The 20,800-nt window shown below is 65.9% G+C and carries 17 protein-coding genes; all 17 read left to right on the top strand.

What is annotated here, in order from left to right; translation table 11 throughout:
• Positions 1-2 precede the first annotated feature (2 nt).
• The 17 genes from rsmG to putA all read left to right on the top strand — a co-directional run bounded on the left by rsmG (position 3) and on the right by putA (position 20,652).
• A complete protein-coding gene (gene rsmG, locus AC3WVS_RS20545) occupies positions 3-704 on the top strand; it encodes a 16S rRNA (guanine(527)-N(7))-methyltransferase RsmG (RefSeq protein ID WP_492320122.1) in 702 nt (233 codons plus the stop codon).
• A gap of 84 nt (positions 705-788) precedes the next feature.
• On the top strand, positions 789-1,562 hold the full coding sequence (locus AC3WVS_RS20540) for a ParA family protein (RefSeq protein ID WP_010811272.1): 774 nt from the start codon (positions 789-791) through the stop codon (positions 1,560-1,562).
• A gap of 14 nt (positions 1,563-1,576) precedes the next feature.
• The gene (locus tag AC3WVS_RS20535) at positions 1,577-2,479 is read left to right on the top strand and encodes a ParB/RepB/Spo0J family partition protein (protein WP_492320121.1); all 903 of its coding nucleotides are present in this window, start codon (positions 1,577-1,579) and stop codon (positions 2,477-2,479) included.
• Between the two features lie 356 nt (positions 2,480-2,835).
• The gene (locus AC3WVS_RS20530) at positions 2,836-3,339 is read left to right on the top strand and encodes an ATP synthase subunit I (protein WP_492320120.1); all 504 of its coding nucleotides are present in this window, start codon (positions 2,836-2,838) and stop codon (positions 3,337-3,339) included.
• A 231-nt stretch (positions 3,340-3,570) separates the two neighbouring features.
• Positions 3,571-4,437 carry a F0F1 ATP synthase subunit A gene (atpB, locus tag AC3WVS_RS20525; protein ID WP_492320119.1) on the top strand — a complete coding sequence of 289 codons (867 nt, stop codon included), beginning with the start codon at positions 3,571-3,573 and terminating at the stop codon, positions 4,435-4,437.
• A 61-nt stretch (positions 4,438-4,498) separates the two neighbouring features.
• Positions 4,499-4,765 (top strand): F0F1 ATP synthase subunit C, encoded by a 267-nt coding sequence (gene atpE / locus AC3WVS_RS20520; protein WP_010811268.1) that lies wholly within the window; start codon positions 4,499-4,501, stop codon positions 4,763-4,765.
• 99 nt (positions 4,766-4,864) lie between these two features.
• Positions 4,865-5,335, top strand: a complete 471-nt coding sequence (locus tag AC3WVS_RS20515) for a F0F1 ATP synthase subunit B (protein ID WP_010811267.1) — start codon at positions 4,865-4,867, stop codon at positions 5,333-5,335.
• A gap of 2 nt (positions 5,336-5,337) precedes the next feature.
• On the top strand, positions 5,338-5,880 hold the full coding sequence (locus AC3WVS_RS20510; RefSeq protein ID WP_492320118.1) for a F0F1 ATP synthase subunit delta: 543 nt from the start codon (positions 5,338-5,340) through the stop codon (positions 5,878-5,880).
• A 39-nt stretch (positions 5,881-5,919) separates the two neighbouring features.
• Positions 5,920-7,461, top strand: a complete 1,542-nt coding sequence (gene atpA / locus AC3WVS_RS20505; protein WP_010811265.1) for a F0F1 ATP synthase subunit alpha — start codon at positions 5,920-5,922, stop codon at positions 7,459-7,461.
• A 74-nt stretch (positions 7,462-7,535) separates the two neighbouring features.
• The gene (gene atpG, locus AC3WVS_RS20500) at positions 7,536-8,411 is read left to right on the top strand and encodes a F0F1 ATP synthase subunit gamma (protein ID WP_010811264.1); all 876 of its coding nucleotides are present in this window, start codon (positions 7,536-7,538) and stop codon (positions 8,409-8,411) included.
• 33 nt (positions 8,412-8,444) lie between these two features.
• Positions 8,445-9,848 carry a F0F1 ATP synthase subunit beta gene (gene atpD / locus AC3WVS_RS20495; RefSeq protein ID WP_010811263.1) on the top strand — a complete coding sequence of 468 codons (1,404 nt, stop codon included), beginning with the start codon at positions 8,445-8,447 and terminating at the stop codon, positions 9,846-9,848.
• Positions 9,849-9,943: 95 nt separating this feature from the next.
• Entirely contained in the window at positions 9,944-10,360 is a 417-nt protein-coding gene (locus tag AC3WVS_RS20490; protein WP_010811262.1) for a F0F1 ATP synthase subunit epsilon, read from the top strand.
• A 700-nt stretch (positions 10,361-11,060) separates the two neighbouring features.
• Positions 11,061-11,501, top strand: a complete 441-nt coding sequence (locus tag AC3WVS_RS20485) for a CoA-binding protein (protein WP_492320117.1) — start codon at positions 11,061-11,063, stop codon at positions 11,499-11,501.
• A gap of 50 nt (positions 11,502-11,551) precedes the next feature.
• The gene (locus AC3WVS_RS20480) at positions 11,552-12,502 is read left to right on the top strand and encodes an alpha/beta hydrolase (RefSeq protein WP_492320116.1); all 951 of its coding nucleotides are present in this window, start codon (positions 11,552-11,554) and stop codon (positions 12,500-12,502) included.
• Positions 12,503-12,554: 52 nt separating this feature from the next.
• Positions 12,555-13,646, top strand: a complete 1,092-nt coding sequence (gene hemE / locus AC3WVS_RS20475) for a uroporphyrinogen decarboxylase (RefSeq protein ID WP_492320115.1) — start codon at positions 12,555-12,557, stop codon at positions 13,644-13,646.
• Between the two features lie 524 nt (positions 13,647-14,170).
• Entirely contained in the window at positions 14,171-16,492 is a 2,322-nt protein-coding gene (locus AC3WVS_RS20470; RefSeq protein ID WP_492320114.1) for a primosomal protein N', read from the top strand.
• A 194-nt stretch (positions 16,493-16,686) separates the two neighbouring features.
• Positions 16,687-20,652, top strand: a complete 3,966-nt coding sequence (gene putA, locus AC3WVS_RS20465) for a trifunctional transcriptional regulator/proline dehydrogenase/L-glutamate gamma-semialdehyde dehydrogenase (protein ID WP_492320113.1) — start codon at positions 16,687-16,689, stop codon at positions 20,650-20,652.
• Positions 20,653-20,800: the final 148 nt, after the last annotated feature.

Raw genomic sequence — 20,800 nt, 5'->3', positions numbered from 1 at the left:
CCATGACCGACGATGCCACGCAGCGTCGTCGCCTTGAAGCCGGTCTGGCCGAGATCGGGCTGGCGCTGGCGCCGGCCCGGATCGACACCTTGTTTGCCTACCTGGCGCTGCTGCGCAAGTGGAACGGCGTCTACAACCTGACCGCAATCCGCCACCCCGATGAGATGCTTACGCATCACATGCTGGACTCGCTCGCCGCTGTGCCGGCACTGGCCAAAGCCGCGCGCGCCGCAGAGGTAGGCACGCCGGCGCGGGGCAGGGTATTGGACGTGGGCTCGGGCGGCGGCATGCCCGGCCTGCCGCTCGCCATCGCCTGTCCCGACGTGTCGGTGCTGATGGTGGACATCGTGCAGAAGAAGACCGCCTTCCTGACCCAGTGCCGTGCGCAACTCGGGCTTTCCAATGCCGCGGCGCATTGGGGGCCGGTGGAGAAGCTCGACGATGCCAGCGGCTTTGCTGTGATCACCTCGCGCGCGTTTGCGGAACTGACTGATTTCGTGAACCTGTCGGGCCAGCTCCTTGCACCGCACGGCAAGCTGATCGCCATGAAGGGGCTTTATCCACAGGCCGAGCTGGACCGCATGGAAGCTGCCGGGCTGATGGCGCAATGGCAGGTCGATGCGGTGCCCCGCATCACCGTGCCCGGGCTGGATGCCGAGCGCCACCTGGTGGTGCTGTCGCGGCGCGCAAGCGCCCACGCATGACGTACGCCGCGGCGCTGCGTGCAGCGCCGCGAACTGCCAGCCCCGCGCTGGCCGGATGAATTGAAGCAGGAGCCTCAGTAGCTTATGGCCAAGGTATTCGTGATCGCAAACCAGAAGGGCGGGGTAGGCAAGACCACCACCACGGTGAACCTCGCCGCCGGCCTGGCCGCGCAGGACCAGCGCGTGCTGCTGGTCGACCTGGACCCGCAGGGCAATGCCTCGATGGGTTCGGGCATTGACAAGCAGGCGCTGGAGCACAGCGTGTACCAGGTGCTGGTCGGCCTGGCCAGCATCAAGCAGGCGCGCCAGCGTTCCGAGACCGGCAGGTACGATGTGCTGCCCGCCAACCGCGAACTGGCCGGCGCGGAAGTGGAACTGGTCGAGCTGGACCAGCGCGAGCGCCGCCTCAGGCAGGCCATCGCAGAGGTCAATGACGAATATGACTTCGTGCTGATCGACTGCCCGCCGTCGCTGTCGCTGCTGACGCTGAACGGCCTGTGCGCCGCGCATGGCGTGATCGTGCCGATGCAGTGCGAGTATTTCGCGCTGGAAGGGCTGTCGGACCTGGTCAACACCATCAAGCAGGTGCATGCCAACCTGAACCGCGACCTGCAGGTGATCGGCCTGCTGCGCGTCATGTTCGATCCGCGCGTCACGCTGCAGCAGCAGGTGTCGGCGCAGCTGGAATCGCACTTCGGTGAAAAGGTCTTCAAGACCCTGATCCCGCGCAATGTGCGGCTGGCCGAGGCACCGTCCTATGGCATGCCGGGCGTCGCGTTCGATCCGTCATCGAAGGGCGCCAAGGCGTACCTGGATTTCGGCGCCGAGATGATCGCGCGCGTCAGGCAGCTGGGCTGAAGGAGAGGGCAAGCATGAGCACTGCAAAGAAAAAGGGCCTGGGCCGCGGCCTTGAAGCGTTGCTGGGCGGGCCGGCCGAAATCGTTGAATCGGTGAAGCAGGAGGGTGCGCCCACCGTGCTGCGCCTGAACCAGTTGCAGCCGGGCAAGTACCAGCCGCGCACGCGCATGGATGAAGGCGCGCTGCAGGAACTGGCCGCCAGCATCCGCGCGCAGGGCCTGATGCAGCCGATCCTGGTGCGCCGCGTGGCCGAGCCGGACCGCTATGAAATCATCGCGGGCGAGCGGCGCTTCCGCGCATCCAAGCTCGCGGGCCTGGACAAGGTGCCGGTGCTGGTGAAGGACGTGGCCGATGAAGCCGCGGCCGCGATGGCGCTGATCGAGAACATCCAGCGCGAAGACCTGAATCCGCTGGAAGAAGCGCAGGGCATCATGCGGCTGATCCGCGAGTTCAGTTTCACGCATGAGCAGGCGGCCGAGTCGGTCGGCCGTTCGCGCAGCGCGGTGTCGAACCTGCTGCGCCTGCTGAACCTGGCCGCGCCGGTGCAGACCATGCTGATGGCGGGCGACCTCGACATGGGCCACGCGCGCGCGCTGCTGGCGGTGGACGGCGCCAACCAGATCACGCTGGCCAACCAGATCGTGAACAAGCGGCTGTCGGTGCGCGAGACCGAAAAGCTGGTGGCGTCCACGCTCAAGCCGTTCGACCTGAAGTCGCTCAAGCAGAAGGGCGCCAACAACGTGCGCGACGTGGCACGGCTGGAAGAAGAACTGTCCGATGCGCTGGGCCTCGATGTGCAGATCAAGCTGGGCGCGCGCGGCAAGGGCCAGCTCACCATCCACTTCAGCGACAACGACGCGCTTGAAGGCGTGCTCGTGCGGCTGCGCGAATCGACTGAAAAGCAGAAGGTCGCCTGAGGCAGGATGCCAAGGCGCGCGTAACTTCGCGTGCGCAATTCGGTGCGATTAACGGCCATTGCGGCGATGACTGTTGCGTGTACGCTGCAGTGTCCGCTCCCGGGACCGGTATACGTACGGCGTACCCGGTAATCCCTCATCATGCGCAGGGTTCGCTGCGCAATCCAATTACGTCAAACATTATTGCTGCGCAATTTTTGTGAAGCCATCATGGCTTCGTGATGGCAACCGTTGTGCGCAACGCGCTGCAAGCTAAATGTAAGCAGATTGACGCGAATCAGTAGTTCCCCTTAAAATCGGGCGGTTTGAATTCTGGTCGGGCCGAAAAGTTCCGGCCTGGAATAAGGCGAGCAGTAGTGGTTCAAGACCGTCAGCAGCGAGGCGCCGGGTCCCGTCAGGAAGATGACTGGGACGACTGGAAAGAAGGCGCAGACCGTGAGGAAGAGGCTGTCGATCCGCTGTCGCACGCCGAGGCGGTGACGCTGTTTGGTGAGCGCGCGTTGCGCCCTTCGCGCATGACCCCGGGCAAGGTTGTCCTGGCGCAGGTGATGGTCACCCTGCTGTCGGCGCTGTGCTGGGCGCTGTTCGCGAACGAGGCCGGCCCGTATGGCTGGTCGGCGCTGTTCGGCGGCATGGTGTGCTTCGTGCCGAGCGGGTTCTTCGCGTTCCGCCTGTGGCTGGCGCGCGACCGGGCTTCGGTCGGCGGACTGGTCCTGGGCGAGGCGATCAAGGTCTTTGGCACGGCAGCTCTGCTGGTGCTGGTGGTGGTGCTGTACCGGGATCTGCGTTGGGTGCCGATGCTGGTCACGTTCCTGCTGGCGCTAAAGACATATTTGGTGGTGGCTCTGGTGATCCGCTAGGCCAGCCGCTCGAAGACGGTGCTTCATCCGGAAGTGGGGCACCAAGACGGAATATCAAGATTTGCCGTGCCGGTTTCACAGTGGTGACACCGGACACGGCCAAGGTTGGACCCCGCTTGCATTGCGGTGACCGGCGAATCTGCCGAAGGCAATGCAAGTTGCGTACCGGGCGTTGGCCAGACAGTGGCGGCGCGCGGCCCGAAGATTTCGCAATATACCGTTCGTATCGACATGTCTGATGCTACCCAAGGCGCCGAACACGCGCTGACACCCTCCGGCTATATCGCCGAACACTTGCAGAACTTGAACTCGGTCGGCGGCAAGCAAGCGTCGGTGGTCGATTTCTCCGTGCTCAACTACGACACGGTGTTCTGGTCCGTGCTGTGCGGCGCCATCGCCGTGCTGTTCCTGTACGCTGCCGCGCGCCGCGTCACCGCCGGCGTGCCGGGCCGCTTCCAGGCCTTCGTCGAGATGATCGTCGAGATGGTCGACGACCAGGCCAAGGGCATCATCCACGGCGACCGTTCGTGGATCGCGCCGCTGGCGCTGATGGTGTTCTGCTGGATCACCATGATGAACGCGATCGACCTGATCCCGGTGGACTGGGTCAATGGCCTGAATCAAGTCCTCGGCATCTTCCACCTGCACATCCCCCACCACCGCGCAGTGGCCACGGCCGACCTGAACGGCACGCTGGGCATGTCGTGCTCGGTGCTGGTGCTGATGATCTACTACAGCTTCAAGATCAAGGGCACGGGCGGCTTCATGCACGAACTGTTCTCGGCCCCGTTCGGCGCCAAGTGGTACCTGGCCCCGTTCAACCTGGTCCTGAACCTGATCGAATTCCTGGCCAAGGCCGTTTCGCTCGGCATGCGATTGTTCGGCAACATGTACGCCGGCGAACTCGTGTTCCTGCTGATCGCGCTGCTGGGTTCGATCTGGACGTTCGGCGCCGACCTGTCCGCGCTGGGCTTTGTCGGCCACGTGCTGGCCGGCGCGGTATGGGCGATCTTCCACATCCTGATCGTCCTGCTCCAGGCCTTCATCTTCATGATGCTGACGCTGGTGTACATCGGCCAGGCTCACGATCACCACTGATTTTCGGTTTTTGGTTTTTTGGTTTTTTGGTTCTAAGTCTCTCTAAATTAAAGGAGTCGTCATGCAAGAATTTCTCGCCAACATCCAGGGTCTGACCGCCATCGGTATCGGCATCATCATCGGCCTGGGCGCTATCGGCGCCTGCCTGGGTATCGCCCTGATGGGTGGCAAGTACATCGAAGCCTGCGCACGTCAGCCCGAGCTGATGAACCCGCTGCAAACCAAGATGTTCCTGCTGGCTGGCCTGATCGACGCGGCATTCCTGATCGGCGTGGGCGTTGCAATGCTGTTCGCCTTCGCCAACCCGCTGCTGGCTGTCATCAAGTAATTCTTTTCGGTCTGCATGATGCTGACGGGCGGCGCGGGCCACCAGCCTGGCCGCCTTTTGTGCATTTATCTGTAGTTTGATTACCGAAAGGAACACACCATGAATCTGAACGCAACGTTTTTTGCGCAGATGGTCGTGTTCTTCATCCTGTGGTGGGTTGTTGCCAAATTCATTTGGCCGCCGCTGGTGAAGGCGCTCGACGAACGCGCAAAGAAGATCGCCGATGGCCTCGCCGCTGCCGAGAAGGGCAAGGCCGAGCTCGAACTCGCCAACAAGCGTGTGGACCAGGCTATGGCCGAAGCCCGCACCGAGGGTGCACAACGCGTCGCTGACGCCGAGAAGCGCGCCCAGCTGACGGCAGACGAGATCAAGCAAAACGCCCAGGCAGAAGCCGCACGCATCATTGCCCAGGCCAAGGCCGAAGCAGAACAGCAGGTTACCCGCGCACGCGAAGCACTGCGTGACCAGGTTGCCGTGCTGGCCGTCAAGGGTGCCGAGCAGATCCTCAAGCGTGAAGTGAACGCGCAGGTCCACACCGACCTGCTCAATCAACTCAAGGCTGAGCTCTAATCATGGCTGAAACCGCAACCATTGCCCGTCCCTACGCTGAGGCGCTGTTCCGCGTCGCCAGTGAATCGAGCGCAGGCAACCTGGGTGCATGGTCCGAGCTGGTGTTGGAGATGGGGCAGGTTGCTGCCAATCCCGACATGAAGGCGGTAGCCGGCGATCCGAACGTTCCCGGCGACAAGCTGGCCGAACTGTTCCTGTCGGTGCTGAAGTCCCCGCTGAATGACGAGGCTCGCCGCTTCGTCAAGCTGCTGGTGGATAACGGCCGCCTGACGGTGATGCCGGAAATCGCCGAGCAGTTCCATGTGCTCAAGAACGCCCGCGAAGGGTCGTCGGATGTCGAGATCACCAGCGCATTCCCGCTGGAAGGTTCGCAGTTGAACGACCTGGTCGCTGCACTCGAACGCAAGTTCGGCCGCAAGCTGTACGCGCAGGTGGCGGTGGACCCGTCCCTGATCGGCGGCGTGAGCGTCAAGGTCGGCGACGAAGTGCTCGACACCTCCGTGCGTTCGCGCCTGGCTGCCATGCAAGCCACGCTGACCGCCTGACCGCACCGGCCGACGGATTGAAGAATTAGGAGCATTGTGATGCAACTGAACCCCTCAGAAATCAGCGAGCTGATCAAGTCCCGCATCTCGGGCCTTGGCGCTGAAGCTGAAGTGCGCAATACCGGCACGGTGATCTCCGTGACCGATGGCATCTGCCGCGTGCATGGCCTGTCCGGCGTGATGCAGGGCGAGATGCTGGAATTTCCCGGCAACACCTTCGGCCTCGCGCTGAACCTCGAGCGCGACTCGGTCGGCGCCGTGGTGCTGGGTGAGTACGAACATATTTCCGAAGGCGACACGGTGAAGTGCACCGGCCGCATTCTGGAAGTGCCGGTGGGCAAGGAACTGCTGGGCCGCGTGGTCAACACGCTGGGCCAGCCGATCGACGGCAAGGGCCCGATCAACGCCAAGGAAACGGACGTGATCGAGAAGGTCGCCCCGGGCGTGATCGCGCGTCAGTCGGTGAGCCAGCCGGTGCAGACCGGCCTGAAGTCGATCGACGCGATGGTGCCGATCGGCCGTGGCCAGCGTGAGCTGATCATTGGCGACCGCCAGACCGGCAAGACCGCTGTCGCTGTCGACGCCATCATCAACCAGAAGGGCAAGGGCGTCTTCTGCGTGTACGTGGCAGTCGGCCAGAAGGCTTCGACGATCGCCAACGTGGTGCGCAAGCTGGAAGAGCACGGCGCGATGGAATACACCGTCGTCGTGGCCGCCGCCGCTTCGGACTCGGCCGCCATGCAGTACCTGGCACCGTACGCCGGCTGCACCATGGGCGAGTACTTCCGCGACCGCGGCGAAGACGCGCTGATCGTCTATGACGACCTGACCAAGCAAGCCTGGGCCTACCGCCAGGTGTCGCTGCTGCTGCGCCGCCCGCCGGGCCGCGAAGCCTACCCGGGCGACGTGTTCTACCTGCACTCGCGCCTGCTGGAGCGTGCTGCCCGCGTGAACGCCGACTACGTCGAGAAGTTCACCAACGGCGCCGTCAAGGGCAAGACCGGTTCGCTGACCGCGCTGCCGGTGATCGAAACGCAGGCCGGCGACGTGTCCGCGTTCGTGCCGACCAACGTGATCTCGATCACGGACGGCCAGATCTTCCTGGAAACCGACCTGTTCAACGCTGGTATCCGCCCCGCTATCAATGCCGGTATCTCGGTGTCGCGTGTCGGTGGTGCAGCCCAGACCAAGGTGGTGAAGAACCTGTCCGGCGGTATCCGTACCGACCTGGCCCAGTATCGTGAGCTGGCTGCGTTCGCGCAGTTCGCCTCGGACCTGGACGATGCCACCCGCAAGCAGCTCGAGCGCGGCCGCCGCGTGACCGAACTGCTCAAGCAGCCGCAATACCAGCCGCTGCAAGTGTGGCAGCTGGCCGCGTCGCTGTTCGCCGCCAACAACGGCTTCCTCGACAACGTGGAAGTGAAGGACATTCTGCCGTTCGAGAAGGGCCTGCACGACCATCTGAAGACCAAGTACGCAGATCTCATCAACCGCATCGAAGAGACCAAGCAGCTCTCGAAGGAAGATGAAGCCGCCCTGCGTGCCGCTGTCGAGGATTTCAAGAAGTCCGCCGCGTTCTAACCGCGTGATTCCACGACACCGCCGCCGCGCCTGGCTCACGCCGGCGCGGCGCTGGTTCGGATGGAGAGGAAGATATGGCCGGAACGAAAGAGATTCGAACCAAGATCAAGAGCGTGCAGAACACGCGCAAGATCACCAAGGCGATGGAGATGGTCGCCGCGTCCAAGATGCGCAAGGCGCAGGAGCGGATGCGCAGTGCCCGTCCCTACGCCGAGAAGGTGCGCAACATTGCCGCGCACCTGGCTACGGCCAACCCCGAGTTCAAGCACCCGTTCATGCAGGAACGCGAAGTCAAGCGCGTCGGCATGATCGTGGTCACGACCGACAAGGGGCTGTGCGGCGGCCTGAACACGAACGTGTTGCGTGCCGTCACCAATGAACTGAAGACCCTGCAGGGCCGCGGCGTGGACGTGCAAGCCACCGCCATCGGCACCAAGGGCATGCAGTTCCTGGGCCGCGTCGGTGCCAAGGTGATCTCGCACGTGGTGCACCTCGGTGACACCCCGCATCTGGAAAAGCTGATCGGCGCGATCAAGGTCCAGCTCGATGCCTTCACCAATGGTGAGGTCGACGCGGTGTACCTGGCGTACACCAAGTTCATCAATACGATGAAGCAGGAACCGATGGTCGAGCAGCTGCTGCCGCTCGCCGCCGACAAGCTGGTTCAGACCGAAGAAGAGAAGCGCGCCTACTCGTGGGATTACATCTACGAGCCCGACGCCCAGACCGTAGTGGAAGAGCTGCTCGTCCGCTACGTCGAGGCGCTGGTGTACCAGGCCGTGGCCGAGAACATGGCGTCCGAGCAATCGGCGCGCATGGTGGCCATGAAGGCTGCGTCCGACAACGCCAAGAACGTGATCGGCGAACTGCAACTGGTCTACAACAAGACCCGTCAGGCCGCGATTACCAAGGAACTGTCGGAAATCGTCAGCGGCGCAGCTGCGGTCTAAGGCGTCACGAATTCAAGCTATCGGAGATACGAAATGAGTATCGGAAATATTGTGCAGTGTATTGGCGCCGTGGTGGACATCGAGTTCCCCCGTGACGCAATGCCGAAGGTGTACGACGCGCTCGTGCTGGAAGACTCCGGCGACGCCTCGTTCGCCGAAAAGGGCCTGACCTTCGAAGTCCAGCAACAGCTCGGTGACGGCGTGGTGCGTACCATCGCCCTGGGCTCGTCGGACGGTCTGCGCCGCGGCATGGAAGTGAAGAGCACCGGCGCCCCGATTTCGGTGCCGGTCGGTCACGGCACGCTGGGCCGCATCATGGACGTGCTGGGTCGCCCGATCGACGAAGCCGGCCCGATCGCTTCGGACGAGCTGCGCGCGATTCACCAGAAGGCCCCGAAGTTCGATGAACTGTCGCCGTCGGTTGACCTGCTGGAAACCGGCATCAAGGTGATTGACCTGGTCTGCCCGTTCGCAAAGGGCGGCAAGGTGGGCCTGTTCGGTGGCGCCGGCGTGGGCAAGACCGTCAACATGATGGAGCTCATCAACAACATCGCCAAGCAGCACAGCGGTCTGTCGGTGTTCGCCGGCGTGGGCGAGCGTACCCGTGAAGGGAACGACTTCTACCACGAAATGAAGGACTCGAACGTGCTCGACAAGGTGGCCATGGTGTTCGGCCAGATGAACGAGCCGCCGGGCAACCGTCTGCGCGTGGCGCTGACCGGCCTGACCATGGCCGAGCGCTTCCGTGACGAAGGCCGTGACATCCTGTTCTTCGTGGACAACATCTACCGCTACACGCTGGCCGGTACCGAAGTGTCCGCACTGCTGGGCCGTATGCCTTCGGCCGTGGGCTACCAGCCGACGCTGGCTGAAGAAATGGGCAAGCTGCAGGAACGTATCACGTCGACCAAGACCGGCTCGATCACGTCGATCCAGGCCGTGTACGTGCCTGCGGATGACTTGACCGACCCGTCGCCGGCAACCACCTTCCTGCACCTGGACTCGACCGTGGTGCTGTCGCGTGACATCGCTGCGCTGGGTATCTACCCGGCAGTGGATCCGCTGGATTCGACCTCGCGCCAGCTCGACCCGCAGGTCGTCGGCACGGAACACTACGAAGTGGCCCGCCGTGTTCAGCAGACCCTGCAGCGCTACAAGGAACTGCGCGACATCATCGCGATTCTGGGCATGGACGAACTGTCGCCGGAAGACAAGCTGGCCGTGAACCGCGCCCGTAAGATCCAGCGTTTCCTGTCGCAGCCGTTCCACGTGGCGGAAGTGTTCACGGGTTCGCCGGGCAAGTACGTGCCGCTGAAGGAAACCATCCGCGGCTTCAAGATGCTGGTGGACGGCGAGTGCGATCACCTGCCCGAGCAGGCGTTCTACATGGTCGGCTCGATCGACGAAGCCTTCGAAAAGGCCAAGAAGCTCCAGTAAGCCTTGCTCGTCACTCCCGCCTGGCGGTGGGAGTGATGGCCGGCCGCCTTGCGCGTCCGGCCGTCTGAGCGAAGCGATTGGAGAAAGGATCTGATATGGCAACCATTCTTGTAGACGTCGTCAGCGCGGAAGCGTCGATCTTCTCCGGCCAGGCGAAGTTCGTTGCGCTGCCGGGCGAGTCGGGTGAGCTGGGCATTCTGCCGGGCCACACGCCGCTGATCACGCGCATCCAGCCGGGTGCGGTGCGGATCGAGAAGGAAGACGGCAGCGAAGAGTTCGTGTTCGTTGCCGGCGGCATTCTCGAAGTCCAGCCCAAGCACGTCACGGTGCTGGCCGACACCGCTATCCGCGGTGGCGACCTGGACGAAGCCAAGGCGCAGGAAGCCAAGCGTGCTGCCGAAGAGCTGATGCAGAACCAGAGCAGCGATCTGGATCTGGCACGCGCTCAGAGCGAGCTCGCCGTGGCGGCTGCCCAACTGGCTGCCATCGCCCGCCTGCGTCGTAAGAAGTAAGCAATTAGTGGCTTGTCGCGCTGTTGTTTTTCTGGCGCGACAATGAAAAAAGGCAGCCATGCGGCTGCCTTTTTCTTTGGCGTGGCGATATGCTTTTATCCCGCCTGGACAAAAAAAAGCGCGCGGGCCGGGGAGGCTCCGCGCGGACGGGAAAATCCCTTCGAGGGGTCAATTCGAAGGAACGGGTTCGGTCCAGGTCGACAATCAAGGCGCAACGGATATCCAATATCCGACCAGAGGCCGCAAAGGCCACGCGCTGCAAAGGTCTGCCTGGTGCTCCGGTCCAGCGGCGATCTGCTGGATCGGAAAATCGGGTTACTGCCAGAAACGCTTTAAAAAGGCTTTCTTCACCACACCCCTTTAAGTCTGCACAGCCTTATTTACCGGGGCGCCACACGCCGGACACCGGGTGTGTCAATGTATTGTGGGGGAAACTCCCCGGCATGGCAGTAACAAAATGTATCGTTTTGCAAGAAGTTGAAAGCTTGACGCATCAGGATCTGGCGTGTTCGGCATATTTTCACGCGTTCACGTCACGTTAGCCGATAAAACATGCCGTTGTCTTATCTTTAACGCCACGATTTCCGTGTTCGTTCCCCCACCAATCTCTGCGTGACAATTCCGGTTACGATTCAGGACGCCTGTGGCCTTCGCGTTGCGTTTTTGCATGTCCGCGGGCCCTTGTCCACCCGGAGATGCGATGCGTCCTGAAATGCAGCAAGCCATACAAGCCATGCTGGCGATGAAGACCGTGGCCGTGGTCGGCCTGTCCGACCGCCCGGAGCGTCCAAGCCATGAGGTTGCGGAATTCCTGCAGGACCACGGCTTCCGGATCGTGCCGGTCAATCCGCGCCACGCCGGCGAGCGCATTCTGGGCGAGACCTGCCACGCCACGCTGCGCGAAGCCGCCGACGCGGCCACGGCGGCAGGCAGCCCCATCGCGTGGGTCGACATCTTCCGCCGTGCCGAGGAAACGCCGGGCGTGGTCGATGAGGCCATCGCCATTGGCGCGCAGGGGGTCTGGCTGCAGTTGGGCATCGTCAACGACCAGGCCGTGCGCCGTGCTTCTGATGCCGGCCTGCTGGCGGTGCAGGATTGCTGCAGCAAGGTCGAGCTGACGCGCCAGCTCGGGCTGGACTGATTCCCGTCAGGCGCCGCTTCTACTTTTCGCTTTCCCTTCAGCCGCCAATCATGGCCATCGATCCGCAACTGCTTGCCTATTACCGCCGCCTGGCAGGGCGCTACACCAATGCGCCCGCGCCGGCCGACATTCCCGCGCAGCGGGCCCGTTTTGCCGAGATCGCGGCGGCGTCGCTGTTGCCGGATCCGCCAGGCATCACAGTGCAGGACCTGGAGCTTGCACTCCCCGGCCGCTCGCTGGACGCCAGGCTGTTCCGCCCGGCCGGCGAGACCGCGCCGCGGCTGGTGGTCTACTTCCACGGTGGCGGCTGGGTGATTGGCTCGCCGCAGACGCACCATACGGTTGCAGCGTTGCTCGCGGCCGACACGGGCTGCGCGGTGGCCAGCGTCGACTACCGCCTCGCTCCCGAGCACGCGTTCCCGGCTCCCTGCGACGATGCTGCCGAGGCGGTGCAGTGGTTCGCCGGGCAACGCCAGGCACTCGGGCTGGCGACCGATTTCCTGGCCGTGGCGGGCGACAGCGCCGGCGGCCACCTGGCGGCGCAGGCAGCGCAGCAGCTCAACGGCGGCGGCGCGGTGCAGGTCGATGCGCAGCTGCTGGTCTATCCGGTGACGGCACCAGTGCTCAGCACCGAAAGCTACCGCGCCTTTGCCGACGGTCCCGGCCTGACGCGTGATGAGATGGCCTGGTTCTGGACCCAGTTCATCGGCGCCGAGGCCCTGGCGCAGGGCGCCGCCCACCCCGACCCCCGCGTGCACCTGATGGCCGCGCCGCCGGTGCGCCCGCCCGCCACCGTGCTGATGGTGGCCGCGCACGACGTGCTGCGCGACGACGGCCTGGCCTATGCCGACTTCCTGGTGCGCCACGACGCCCCGGTGGTCACCATCGAGGCCAGTGGCATGACCCACGGCTTCGCACGGTTGCAGCCCGATGCCGAACGCGCGCGCGAATGGATGCGGCGTGCCGCAGCGGCCTTCGCCGGGATGATCGACGACGTCTGAGCGGCATCCAGCCGCAGCCATCCCTTAGAATGGCGGTCTTACGAGGATGACCATGACCGCACTGCAGAACGATACCTTCCTGCGCGCGCTGCGCCGCCAGCCGACCGACTACACGCCGCTGTGGCTGATGCGCCAGGCGGGCCGCTACCTGCCCGAGTACAACGCCACGCGCGCCCGCGCCGGCAGCTTCCTCGGGCTGGCCAAGAACCCGGCCTACGCCACGGAAGTGACACTGCAGCCGCTGGACCGCTATCCGCTGGACGCGGCGATTCTCTTTTCCGACATCCTGACCGTGCCCGACGCGATGGGCCTGGGCCTGTCGTTCGCGCAGGGCGAGGGCCCGCGCTTTGCCCATCCGCTGCGCACCGAAGCCGACGTGCAGAAACTGGCCGTGCCGGACATGGCGTCGCTGCAGTATGTCTTTGACGCGGTAAGCGAGATCCGCCGCGCACTGGTCCAGGACGGCCGCCAGCGCGTGCCGCTGATCGGCTTCTCCGGCAGCCCCTGGACGCTGGCCTGCTACATGGTCGAAGGCGGCGGCTCGGACGACTTCCGCACGGTCAAGGCGATGATGTACGGCCGCCCGGACCTGATGCACCGCATTCTCGAGATCAACGCCCAGGCGGTGACGGCATACCTGAATGCCCAGATCGAAGCCGGCGCGCAGGCCGTGATGATTTTCGACACCTGGGGCGGGGCGCTTGCCGACGGCATGTACCAGGCATTCTCGCTGGCCTATATGCGCCGCGTGCTGGCCGGCCTGAAGCGCGAGCACGATGGCCAGCAGGTGCCCGCGATCGTCTTTACCAAGGGCGGCGGCCTGTGGCTCGAGGCGCTGGCTGACACCGGCGCCGACGCGATCGGGCTGGACTGGACCGTCAACCTGGCCGAAGCGCGCCGTCGCACCGGCGGGCGCGTGGCGCTGCAGGGCAATATCGACCCGACCGTGCTGTTCGCCCCTGAGGCCGCGATCCGCGAGCAGGTGCGCGGCGTGCTGGACAGCTATGCCGCCGCCGGGGGCAGTGATGGCCACGTGTTCAACCTGGGCCACGGCATCTCGCAGTTCACGCCGCCGGAGAACGTCTCGGTGCTGGTGGAGGAAGTGCATCGCCACAGCCGCAAGCTGCGCGCCGAGCAGAAGTGACGATGACAGTATGCGGCCGGTCTGGCTGCTGCTGCGGTGCCCTGCGCTGCAGCGCACCGGCGCGCCGCCGTACCCAGTGCTGCGGGAGCCGCGCCGCCGGACCCTGTCAAGTTAACTTTTTCGCCAGCATTCGCCAAAAAGGTGCTCGGACTTGACTGGCGGTACTTGACTTATGCACACCGATAGGTTTGCCGCAGTGCGGGACAGGGTTATTCCCTAACCTATCCGGGGGATGTTTGCAAGCCCTTGATTTTTAAGGATTTGGAAGAATTGCAAAGGAAGGCCCGATGCCGGTGGATCCCTTGTTTCGCGGGGCTTCCCGGCCAGCCAGTGCGACTTTTCAACAAAGTTATCCACAGGGGCGGTGGAATTAGTGGAAAACCAGTCATCTATCATCGACTTAGGGCCACATTTGAAGTTTTACTTTAAGTTGATGTTGCGCCGCACACTAGATTTCCACTCTTATTGCGCCAGGCGCCCGTTGCACAAAGGTTGCGCAAAGGCGGTGCACCAGGAAGGGCCGCATGGCGCCAGCTAGCGGCGCGCTTCCGCTGGTCGGGGGCAGCACGGCGATGGGCGCCGTGATGCCGTCAGCCGCCGCGCAGCCAGTCATAAGGGTCGCGCTGGACACCCCCGCCGACGACTGCTTCGACTATCTCGCCACGCCAGAGGTCGCCCCGGGTGACCTGGTGGTGGTGCCGTTCGGCCGCCGCAGCATGGTCGGCGTGGCGGTGGCGTACGCCGACAGCTCCGATGTGCCCGCCGACCGGCTGCGCCCGGTGGCGCAGCGCCTGGACTGGCTGCCGCCGCTGCAGCCCGACTGGATCGGGTTGGCCGCCTTTGCCGCGCGCTACTACCAGCGCCGCCTGGGCGAAGTGATGCTGCCGGCCTTGCCGCCGGCCTTGCGCGAGCCCGAGGGCTGGCCAGGCCTGGCCCAGCGTGCCCGCACCGACGAATACCGCCTGCTGCCCGGGCATGCAGAGGCCTTGCTGGCTGCCGTGCCGCCACGCGCACGCAGCGTGCGCGCGCTGGTGCAGGCGCTGGCCGAGCGCGCCGCCGCGGCCGAGCCGCTGACGCTGGCCGACGCCCGCGTGCTGTGCGCGGCGGCACCTGCCCGGCTGGCCGAATGGCAGGCCGCCGGCTGGGTCGAGGCCAGCCGCACCGCGCGCCCCCTGCTGCCGACCGACCCCGCACAGCCGCCATCGGCCGCGCCGCCGCTGCACGACGAGCAGCGCGCCGCGGTGCAGGCGATTGCCGAGGCCGAGGGCTTCGCGCCGTTCCTGCTGCACGGGGTGACCGGCAGCGGCAAGACCGAGGTCTACCTGCATGCGATGCAGGCGCTGCTCGAACGCGATCCCCAAGCCCAGGTGCTGATGCTTGTGCCTGAAATCAACCTGACCCCGCAACTGCAGGCCCGCATCGCCGCACGCTTCCCGCACCTGCCGCTGGCGGTGCTGCACAGCGGCCTGGCTGACCAGGAGCGCAGCCTGCAGTGGCTGGCCGCGCACCGCGGCGAGGCCCGCATCGTGCTGGGCACGCGCATGGCGGTGATGGCCTCGCTGCCGGCGCTGGCGCTGATCGTGGTCGACGAGGAACACGACACTTCCTACAAGCAGCAGGAAGGGCTGCGCTACTCCGCGCGCGACCTGGCGGTGTGGCGCGCCAAGCAGCGCGGCATTGCCGTGGTGCTGGGTTCGGCCACGCCGTCGATGGAGACCTGGTGGCGGGCCGGGCAGGGCACTTACCGCAAGCTGGTGCTGCGCGAGCGCGCCCAGGCCGAAGCGACCCTGCCGACGGTGCGCCTGGTCGACCTGAACCACGAGCGCCAGCGCCAGCGCGCGCTGTTCGAAGGCTTGTCGGTGCCGCTGCTGGAAGCCATCGACGCGCGCCTGGCGCGCGGCGAGCAGAGCCTGCTGTTCCTGAACCGCCGCGGCTACGCGCCGGTGGTTGCCTGTGACAGCTGCGGCTGGCTGTCGGGCTGCGCGCGCTGCTCGGCCTACCTGGTGCTGCACCGCCCCGAGCGGCGCCTGCGCTGCCACCACTGTGGCCTGGAGGCGCCGGTGCCGCACCACTGCCCGGACTGCGGCAACGTCGACATCGCGCCGCTGGGGCGCGGCACGCAGCGTATCGAAGAGGCATTGGCGACCCGCTTCCCGCAGGCCCGCATCGCCCGCATCGACGCAGATTCCACGCGCCGCAAGGGCAGCGCGCAGGCCATGTTCGACGAGGTCCATGCCGGTGAAGTCGACATCCTGGTGGGCACGCAGATGGTGGCCAAGGGGCACGACTTCCAGCGCGTGACCCTGGTCGGCATCGTCCATCCGGACGCGGCCATGTTCAGCCACGACTTCCGCGCCGCCGAGCACCTGTTCGCCTCGCTGATGCAGGTCGCCGGCCGGGCAGGGCGGGCCGGCCTGCCCGGCGAGGTGCTGATCCAGACGCGCTACCCGGACACCCCGGCATTGCAGGCGCTGACGCGCCACGACTATGATGGATTCGCGGCCAGCCAGTTGCGCGAGCGGCGCCAGGCCGGGTTGCCCCCGTTCTGCTACCAGGTGCTGGTAACTGCCGACCACGGCCAGCTGGAGCGCGCGCTGCGGTTCCTGGAAGTGGCGCGCCGGCATGCTAAAACCTGCGAGCTGGCGGCCGAGGTGCAACTGCACGATCCGGTGCCGATGTCGATGGTGCGCATCTTCAACCGGGAGCGTGCGCAGATGCTGGTTGAGGCCACCTCGCGGCCGGTGCTGCAACGCTTTGTGGCTGAGTGGGTGCAGACTTTCGCAGATGTGGGGACGGAGGCAAAAGGGGTGCGCTGGCAGCTTGAGATCGATCCGTTGCGGATCTGAGCCAGCTGGCGTGGCAGTGAAGGGTGCAACCCTGATATTAGGGTTTTCGATAGGGTTGCACTTGGTTGCACCTTGGTGATTTTCGGGAGTAAGATCGCGCCAGCTCACAGGCTGCGGCCGGTCGCGCGCCCGTGCCTGCCGGCATGGACGAGGTAGCACCGGCGGCGGCTCCAGTCTTTCGGAGAAATGCCCGCATGGCCACCACCACTCTCGGCGTCAAGCTCGACGACGCCTCGCGCGACCGCCTCAAGCGCGTTGCCCAATCCATCGACCGCACGCCGCACTGGCTGATCAAGCAGGCTATCTTCACCTACCTCGAGCAGATCGAGCGCGGCCACCTGCCGCACGAGACCGGCGCCGCCGGTAGCGCCGACGCGGATGGCGCCGACGGAGCCGAGCTGGTCCATGGCGATGCGCCGCAGCCATTCCTGGAGTTCGCCCAAAGCATCCAGCCGCAATCGGTGCTGCGTGCTGCCATTACCTCTGCCTATCGCCGCCCGGAAGCCGATTGCGTACCGGTGCTGCTGGAGCAGGCGCGCCTGCCGCAGCAGCAAGGCGAGGCCGCCATCAAGATGGCCAAGACCCTGGCCACGCGGCTGCGCGAGCAGAAGGTCGGCAGCGGCCGCGAGGGCCTGGTGCAGGGCCTGATCCAGGAATTCTCGCTGTCGTCGCAGGAGGGCGTGGCGCTGATGTGCCTGGCCGAGGCCCTGCTGCGCATCCCCGACAAGGCCACCCGCGACGCGCTGATCCGCGACAAGATCAGCGGCGCCAACTGGCAGTCGCACCTGGGCCAGAGCCCGTCGCTGTTCGTCAACGCCGCCACCTGGGGCCTGCTGCTGACCGGCAAGCTGGTCGCCACCCATACTGAATCGGGCCTGACCAAGGCGCTCACGCGCATCATCGGCAAGGGCGGTGAGCCGCTGATCCGCAAAGGCGTGGACATGGCGATGCGCCTGATGGGCGAGCAGTTCGTCACCGGCGAGACCATTTCCGAGGCGCTGGCCAACGCGCGCAAGTACGAGGCCGAAGGCTTCCGCTACTCCTACGACATGCTGGGCGAGGCCGCCATGACCGAGGCCGACGCGCAGCGCTACCTGGCCTCGTACGAGCAGGCCATCCATGCCATCGGCCAGGCCTCGCGCGGGCGCGGCATCTATGAGGGCCCGGGCATCTCGATCAAGCTGTCGGCGCTGCACCCGCGCTACAGCCGCGCGCAGCATGAGCGCGTGGTGGGCGAGCTGTACGAGCGCCTGAAGTCGCTGACGCTGCTGGCACGCCAGTACGACATCGGCATCAATATCGACGCCGAGGAAGCCGACCGCCTGGAGATCTCGCTGGACCTGCTGGAGCGTCTGTGCTTCGAGCCCGAGCTGGCCGGCTGGAACGGCATCGGCTTCGTGGTGCAGGGCTACCAGAAGCGCTGCCCGTTCGTGATCGACTACCTGATCGACCTGGCCCGCCGCAGCCGCCACCGCCTGATGATCCGCCTGGTCAAGGGCGCCTACTGGGACAGCGAGATCAAGCGCGCCCAGGTCGACGGGCTGGAGGGCTACCCGGTCTACACGCGCAAGGTCTACACCGACGTGTCGTACATCGCCTGCGCGCGCAAGCTGCTGTCGGTGCCGGACGCGATCTACCCGCAGTTCGCCACGCACAATGCGCATACGCTGTCGGCCATCTACCAGATCGCCGGCCACAGCTACTATCCCGGCCAGTATGAGTTCCAGTGCCTGCACGGCATGGGCGAGCCGCTGTACGACCAGGTGGTTGGCGCCACCGCGGACGGCAAGTTCAACCGCCCGTGCCGCATCTACGCGCCGGTCGGCACGCATGAAACGCTGCTGGCCTACCTGGTGCGCCGCCTGCTGGAGAACGGCGCCAATACCTCGTTCGTGAACCGCATCGCCGACGACACCATCTCGCTGGACGAGCTGGTGGCCGACCCGGTCGCCGTGGTCGAGGCCATGCACCGCGAAGAAGGCGTGCTGGGCCTGCCGCACCCGCGCATCCCGTCGCCGCGCACGCTGTACGGCAAGAGCCGCCCCAATTCGGCCGGCATCGATCTCGCGAACGAGCATCGCCTGGCGTCGCTGTCGTCGGCGCTGCTGGCAGGCACCAGCGAGCGCTTCGTGGCCGAGCCGCTGCTCGGCGCCGAGGTACCGCGCGCAGCCGACGCCATCACCACGCCGGTGCTGAACCCGGCCGACCACCGCGATGTGGTGGGCCATGTCACCGAAGCCGGCCAGGCCGAGGTCGACGCCGCGCTGCAGGCCGCCATCAACGCTGCGCCGATCTGGCAGGCGACGCCGCCGGACGTGCGCGCGGCCGCGCTGGAGCGCGCCGCCGACCTGATGGAAGCCCAGATGCAGTCGCTGATGGGCATCATCATGCGCGAGGCCGGCAAGACTTTCTCCAACGCCATCGCCGAAGTGCGCGAAGCCGTGGACTTCCTGCGCTACTACGCCGCCGAGGTGCGCCGCAGCTTCGACAACGAGACCCACCGCCCGCTGGGCCCGGTGGTCTGCATCAGCCCGTGGAACTTCCCGCTGGCGATCTTCACCGGCCAGGTGGCCGCGGCGCTGGCCGCCGGCAACCCGGTGCTGGCCAAGCCCGCCGAGCAGACCCCGCTGATCGCCGCCGCCGCCGTGCGCCTGCTGCGCGAAGCCGGCGTTCCGGCCGGCGCGGTGCAGCTGCTGCCGGGCCGCGGCGAGACCGTGGGCGCCGCGCTGGTCGGCGATGCCCGCGTCAAGGGTGTGATGTTCACCGGCTCGACCGAAGTCGCGCGCATCCTGCAGCGCAACGTCGCCGGCCGCCTCGACGCCGCCGGCCGCCCGATCCCGCTGATCGCGGAGACCGGCGGACAGAACGCGATGATCGTCGACTCGTCGGCGCTGGCTGAACAGGTGGTGGGCGATGTCCTCAGCTCCGCTTTCGATTCGGCCGGCCAGCGCTGCTCGGCGCTGCGCGTGCTGTGCCTGCAGGAAGACGTCGCCGACCGCGTGCTGGAAATGCTCAAGGGCGCCATGCAGGAACTGAACATGGCCAACCCGGACCGGCTCTCGACCGACGTCGGCCCGGTGATCGACGACGAAGCGCGCGGCAATATCGTGCGCCATGTCGATGCCATGCGCGCCAAGGGCCGCCGTGTCCACCAGGCCGACCCCAACGCCGCGCAGGGCGCCAGCTGCCGCAACGGCACCTTCGTGCCGCCGACGCTGATCGAACTGGACAGCATCGAGGAACTCAAGCGCGAGGTGTTCGGCCCGGTGCTGCACGTGGTGCGCTTCCCGCGCGCGGCGCTGGACACCATGGTCAGCCAGATCAACGCCACCGGCTATGGCCTGACGCTGGGCATCCATACCCGCATCGACGAGACCATCTCGCACATCGTCAGCCGTGCCCATGTGGGCAACCTGTATGTCAACCGCAATATCGTTGGCGCCGTGGTGGGCGTGCAGCCCTTTGGCGGCGAAGGCCTGTCGGGCACCGGCCCGAAGGCGGGCGGCCCGCTGTACCTGCACCGCCTGCTGTCGGTCTGCCCGCAGGATGCGGTGGTACGCAGCGTGCGCGCATCGGAAGCAGGCGGCGGCGCCGAGGCGGCCACGCTGCGCGACGAGGCCGCAGCGGCCTTCCAGGCCTGGGCCAGTGCCGAGCTGCCGGCGGCAGCCGCCGCCTGCGAGCGCCTGGCCGAGGCCTCGCCCTCGGGCCTGACCGTGACGCTGCCCGGCCCCACCGGCGAGCGCAACACTTACACCCTGCTGCCGCGCGAGCACGTGCTGTGCCTGGCCACGCAGGAGGCCGACCTGGCGCTGCAGCTGGGCGCCGTGCTGACCGTCGGCGCAGACGCCGTATGGCCGGAAAACCCTGTCAGCCGGGGGCTGTTTGCGCGCCTGCCTAAGGGCGTACAATCGCGCGTCCGCATGGTGGCCGACTGGACCGCGGCGGACATCGCTATCGATGCGGTGCTGCACCACGGAGATTCCGACCAGCTGCGCACGGTGTGCGAGCAGGTGGCGGTGCGCCCCGGTCCGATCATCGGCGTGCAGGGCCTGGCGCAAGGTGAACCGAATATCGCGCTCGACCGTCTGTTGATCGAGCGCTCGCTTTCGGTCAACACCGCAGCCGCGGGCGGCAATGCCAGTTTGATGACGATCGGCTGAGGCAACCCTCGGACCTCGTCATGTCGAAGCACGCAGCGGTGGCGGCGATCCCGCCCCGTTGCGTATTGAAGCAAGGTGCGGCACTGCCAGGCTGCACCGCTATAACTGCCGGCAACGGCACCACATCGGCACCATTTGGGACCCAAGG

It is taken from the genome of Cupriavidus sp. CPT47-8839-RL05A, assembly GCF_058792255.1.
This window is presented reverse-complemented; position numbering and strand designations above follow the sequence as displayed.